We start from the raw sequence: 5,569 nt of genomic DNA on the forward strand, positions 1-5,569 counted from the left end.
TGATCAAAGTTATAGGGTCAAGCCGCACGAGCAATTAGTATCAGTTAGCTTAACGCATTACTGCGCTTCCACACCTGACCTATCAACGTCCTGGTCTTGAACGACTCTTTAGGGGGCTCAAGGCCCCGGCAGATCTCATCTTGAAACGAGTTTCCCGCTTAGATGCTTTCAGCGGTTATCTCTTCCACACTTAGCTACTCGGCAATGCCACTGGCGTGACAACCGATACACCAGAGGTGTGTCCACTCCGGTCCTCTCGTACTAGGAGCAGGCTTCCTCAAATCTGCAGCGCCCACGGAAGATAGGGACCAAACTGTCTCACGACGTTTTAAACCCAGCTCACGTACCTCTTTAAATGGCGAACAGCCATACCCTTGGGACCGGCTACAGCCCCAGGATGAGATGAGCCGACATCGAGGTGCCAAACACCGCCGTCGATATGAACTCTTGGGCGGTATCAGCCTGTTATCCCCAGAGTACCTTTTATCCGTTGAGCGATGGCCCTTCCATACAGAACCACCGGATCACTATGTCCTGCTTTCGCATCTGCTCGACTTGTCAGTCTCGCAGTTAAGCACGCTTATGCCATTGCACTATCGTCACGATGTCCGACCGTAACTAGCGTACCTTCGAACTCCTCCGTTACGCTTTGGGAGGAGACCGCCCCAGTCAAACTGCCTACCATGCACTGTCCCCGATCCAGATAATGGACCTAGGTTAGAACCTCAAACACACCAGGGTGGTATTTCAACGTTGGCTCCACAAGATCTAGCGACCCTGCTTCAAAGCCTCCCACCTATCCTACACAGATCTGTTCAAAGTCCAATACAAAGCTACAGTAAAGGTTCATGGGGTCTTTCCGTCTTTCCGCGGGGAGATTGCATCATCACAAACATTTCAACTTCGCTGAGTCTCAGGAGGAGACAGTGTGGCCATCGTTACGCCATTCGTGCAGGTCGGAACTTACCCGACAAGGAATTTCGCTACCTTAGGACCGTTATAGTTACGGCCGCCGTTTACTGGGACTTCAATCAAGAGCTTGCACCCCATCATTTAATCTTCCAGCACCGGGCAGGCGTCACACCCTATACGTCCACTTTCGTGTTTGCAGAGTGCTGTGTTTTTAATAAACAGTCGCAGCCACCGATTTTTTGCAACCCATTCATGCTTCGTTGTTCACTACACACTAATAGGGCACACCTTCTTCCGAAGTTACGGTGTCAATTTGCCGAGTTCCTTCTCCTGAGTTCTCTCAAGCGCCTTAGAATACTCATCTCGCGCACCAGTGTCGGTTTGCGGTACGGTCGTTGTTAGCTGAAGCTTAGTGGCTTTTCCTGGAACCTCGTTCAGTCACTTCACGGACAAGTCCGCTCGATCGTTGGCCTCGGTATATGTGCACCGGATTTGCCTAATGCACGCCTACATCCAACTAAACCAGAATAATCCAATAACTGGATGACCTATTAAGATCCGTCCCCACATCGCACTAACAATCGGTACAGGAATATTGACCTGTTTCCCATCAGCTACGCATCTCTGCCTCGCCTTAGGGGCCGACTCACTCTACGCCGATGAACGTTGCGTAGAAAACCTTGCGCTTACGGCGAGGGGGCTTTTCACCCCCTTTAACGCTACTCATGTCAGCATTCGCACTTCTGATACCTCCAGCACGCTTTACAACGCACCTTCACAGGCTTACAGAACGCTCTCCTACCACTTGCAATAAATTGCAAATCCGCAGCTTCGGTAACTGGCTTAGCCCCGTTACATCTTCCGCGCAGGACGACTCGATCAGTGAGCTATTACGCTTTCTTTAAATGATGGCTGCTTCTAAGCCAACATCCTGACTGTTTTAGCCTTCCCACTTCGTTTCCCACTTAGCCAATTTTAGGGACCTTAGCTGGCGGTCTGGGTTGTTTCCCTCTTGAGTCCGGACGTTAGCACCCGGTGCTCTGTCTCCCAAGCTGTACTCATCGGTATTCGGAGTTTGCCTTGGTTTGGTAAGTCGCCATGACCCCCTAGCCAAAACAGTGCTCTACCCCCGATGGTAATACTTGAGGCACTACCTAAATAGTTTTCGGAGAGAACCAGCTATTTCCAAGTTTGTTTAGCCTTTCACCCCTATCCACAGCTCATCCGCTAGTTTTGCAACACTAGTCGGTTCGGACCTCCAGTACCTGTTACGGCACCTTCATCCTGGCCATGGATAGATCACTTGGTTTCGGGTCTACACCCAGCGACTGATCGCCCTATTCGGACTCGATTTCTCTACGGCTTCCCTATTCGGTTAACCTTGCCACTGAATGTAAGTCGCTGACCCATTATACAAAAGGTACGCAGTCACCCTTGCGGGCTCCTACTTTTTGTAAGCACGCGGTTTCAGGATCTATTTCACTCCCCTCCCGGGGTTCTTTTCGCCTTTCCCTCACGGTACTAGTTCACTATCGGTCAATGATGAGTATTTAGCCTTGGAGGATGGTCCCCCCATATTCAGACAGGATTTCTCGTGTCCCGCCCTACTTGTCGTTAGCTCAGTACCACACAGGTCATTTCACGTACGGGGCTATCACCCGCTATGGCCAGCCTTTCCAAGCTGTTCCGTTATGTCTTGTGCTATCACTAACAGGCTTCTCCGATTTCGCTCGCCACTACTTTCGGAATCTCGGTTGATGTCTTTTCCTCGAGCTACTGAGATGTTTCAGTTCACCCGGTTCGCCTCGCATGACTATGTATTCATCATGCGATACCTTTGCAGGTGGGTTTCCCCATTCGGAAATCTCCGGATCAAAGCTAATTTGCCAGCTCCCCGAAGCTTATCGCAGGCTATCACGTCCTTCGTCGCCTATCATTGCCAAGGCATCCACCACGTGCTCTTATTCACTTGACCCTATAACTTTGACGTTTCTTGCGAAACTACAAAATCATCTCAAGGAATATGTCAGGTCTTTCACCTGACGCGTTATGCCGTACTTCCAATATCGATTTGACTCGAAATTGAAGTTTCTTTTGACGCAATCAAAAATTCTATGTTGCTGATGGCACGGTCTGCACTAAACCTTTACGAATGTGCAGTTTCCATCAGCAACGCTGATTCGACTCTATGAATTTTTAAAGAACAGCCGATTGATCAAGAGATCCTGATCAACAACAAAGAAGCCTCATGCTTTCGCAGGAAGCTGCTTTGGTGTTGAATAAGTATCGAAGTTATTGGTGGAGGATGACGGGATCGAACCGACGACCCCCTGCTTGCAAAGCAGGTGCTCTCCCAGCTGAGCTAATCCCCCTCAAACTCTCACACGAGATATCAGAAGATTTGGTGGGTCTAGTTGGGCTCGAACCAACGACCCCCGCCTTATCAAGACGGTGCTCTAACCAGCTGAGCTACAGACCCATTCGCCAATCATCTTCAAAATTGAAGACAACCGACTTCTTCCAACAACCGATAAGTGTGGGCGTTTAAATTAAATTGCTTGTTTCCAGAAAGGAGGTGATCCAGCCGCACCTTCCGATACGGCTACCTTGTTACGACTTCACCCCAGTCACGAACCCTGCCGTGGTAATCGCCCTCCTTGCGGTTAAGCTAACTACTTCTGGCAGAACCCGCTCCCATGGTGTGACGGGCGGTGTGTACAAGACCCGGGAACGTATTCACCGTGACATTCTGATCCACGATTACTAGCGATTCCGACTTCACGCAGTCGAGTTGCAGACTGCGATCCGGACTACGACTGGTTTTATGGGATTAGCTCCCCCTCGCGGGTTGGCAACCCTTTGTACCAGCCATTGTATGACGTGTGTAGCCCCACCTATAAGGGCCATGAGGACTTGACGTCATCCCCACCTTCCTCCGGTTTGTCACCGGCAGTCTCATTAGAGTGCCCAACTGAATGTAGCAACTAATGACAAGGGTTGCGCTCGTTGCGGGACTTAACCCAACATCTCACGACACGAGCTGACGACAGCCATGCAGCACCTGTGTTACGGTTCTCTTTCGAGCACTAAGCCATCTCTGGCGAATTCCGTACATGTCAAAGGTGGGTAAGGTTTTTCGCGTTGCATCGAATTAAACCACATCATCCACCGCTTGTGCGGGTCCCCGTCAATTCCTTTGAGTTTCAACCTTGCGGCCGTACTCCCCAGGCGGTCAACTTCACGCGTTAGCTTCGTTACTGAGTCAGTGAAGACCCAACAACCAGTTGACATCGTTTAGGGCGTGGACTACCAGGGTATCTAATCCTGTTTGCTCCCCACGCTTTCGTGCATGAGCGTCAGTACAGGTCCAGGGGATTGCCTTCGCCATCGGTGTTCCTCCGCATATCTACGCATTTCACTGCTACACGCGGAATTCCATCCCCCTCTACCGTACTCTAGCTATGCAGTCACAGATGCAGTTCCCAGGTTGAGCCCGGGGATTTCACAACTGTCTTACATAACCGCCTGCGCACGCTTTACGCCCAGTAATTCCGATTAACGCTTGCACCCTACGTATTACCGCGGCTGCTGGCACGTAGTTAGCCGGTGCTTATTCTTACGGTACCGTCATTAGCCTTCTGTATTAGAAAAGACCGTTTCGTTCCGTACAAAAGCAGTTTACAACCCGAAGGCCTTCATCCTGCACGCGGCATGGCTGGATCAGGCTTTCGCCCATTGTCCAAAATTCCCCACTGCTGCCTCCCGTAGGAGTCTGGGCCGTGTCTCAGTCCCAGTGTGGCTGGTCGTCCTCTCAGACCAGCTACAGATCGAAGGCTTGGTGAGCCTTTACCTCACCAACTACCTAATCTGCCATCGGCCGCTCCATTCGCGCAAGGTCTTGCGATCCCCTGCTTTCATCCGTAGATCGTATGCGGTATTAGCACAGCTTTCGCTGCGTTATCCCCCACGATTGGGCACGTTCCGATGTATTACTCACCCGTTCGCCACTCGCCGCCAGGATTGCTCCCGCGCTGCCGTTCGACTTGCATGTGTAAGGCATGCCGCCAGCGTTCAATCTGAGCCAGGATCAAACTCTATAGTTCGATCTTGATTTTTGCGCCTGACCTCGCGGTCAAGCAAAACTCATAAAAAAAGAATTAAAGTGAACTTCACTTCTATCTCATGAGCGTTTTAAGTCTTGCGACTTGTTCCGAAGAACTTACGCAATTACCTTCAAACGCCCACGCTTATCGGCTGTAATTTTTTAACGATCACCGAAGCAACTTATCGTTTACTTCGTTTTGCTTGCTGCGATCAGCGAAGCCTTGTAGTCTAACACGATTTTTTAAGTATCGTCAAACTTTTTTCGCTTTCTTCAACTTCTTTTTCACATCCCGAATCTTTCGATTCAAGCTGCTGAAGTTGTTTTCAGCGGAGCCTTCGATTATGCACTGTTTTTCAACATCGCGTCAACTTTCGAAGACTTTTTTCGCTTTCCACTTCTTCTTTCCTGCAACCCGAACCTTTCAGCTCAAGTCGCTGAAGTTGTTTCCAGCGAAGCCTTCGATTATGCACTGTTTTTTCAAACCGCGTCAACTTTCGAAGACTTTCTTCACCACCCACAACCAACGCTCCTGAGAGCACCAGTCGCTTCGAA

General features: G+C 50.2%; 1 protein-coding gene, 2 tRNA genes and 2 rRNA genes. All 5 read right to left on the reverse strand.

Features of this window, described 5'->3' with window-relative positions; translation table 11 throughout:
- Positions 1 to 13: 13 nt before the first annotated feature.
- Positions 14 to 2,887 (reverse strand): 23S ribosomal RNA (locus tag AC07XP_RS31805).
- Between the two features lie 321 nt (positions 2,888 to 3,208).
- Positions 3,209 to 3,284, reverse strand: a tRNA-Ala gene (locus AC07XP_RS31810).
- A 30-nt stretch (positions 3,285 to 3,314) separates the two neighbouring features.
- Positions 3,315 to 3,391, reverse strand: a tRNA-Ile gene (locus tag AC07XP_RS31815).
- A gap of 89 nt (positions 3,392 to 3,480) precedes the next feature.
- Positions 3,481 to 5,015 (reverse strand): 16S ribosomal RNA (locus AC07XP_RS31820).
- The 16S and 23S rRNA genes sit together here with 2 tRNA genes alongside, the layout of an rRNA operon.
- 355 nt (positions 5,016 to 5,370) lie before the next feature.
- On the reverse strand, positions 5,371 to 5,569 hold a 199-nt coding region (locus AC07XP_RS31825), incomplete at its 5' end, for a hypothetical protein (protein ID WP_495266907.1).

The sequence above is a fragment of the Variovorax sp. GW531-E2 genome, from assembly GCF_059423125.1.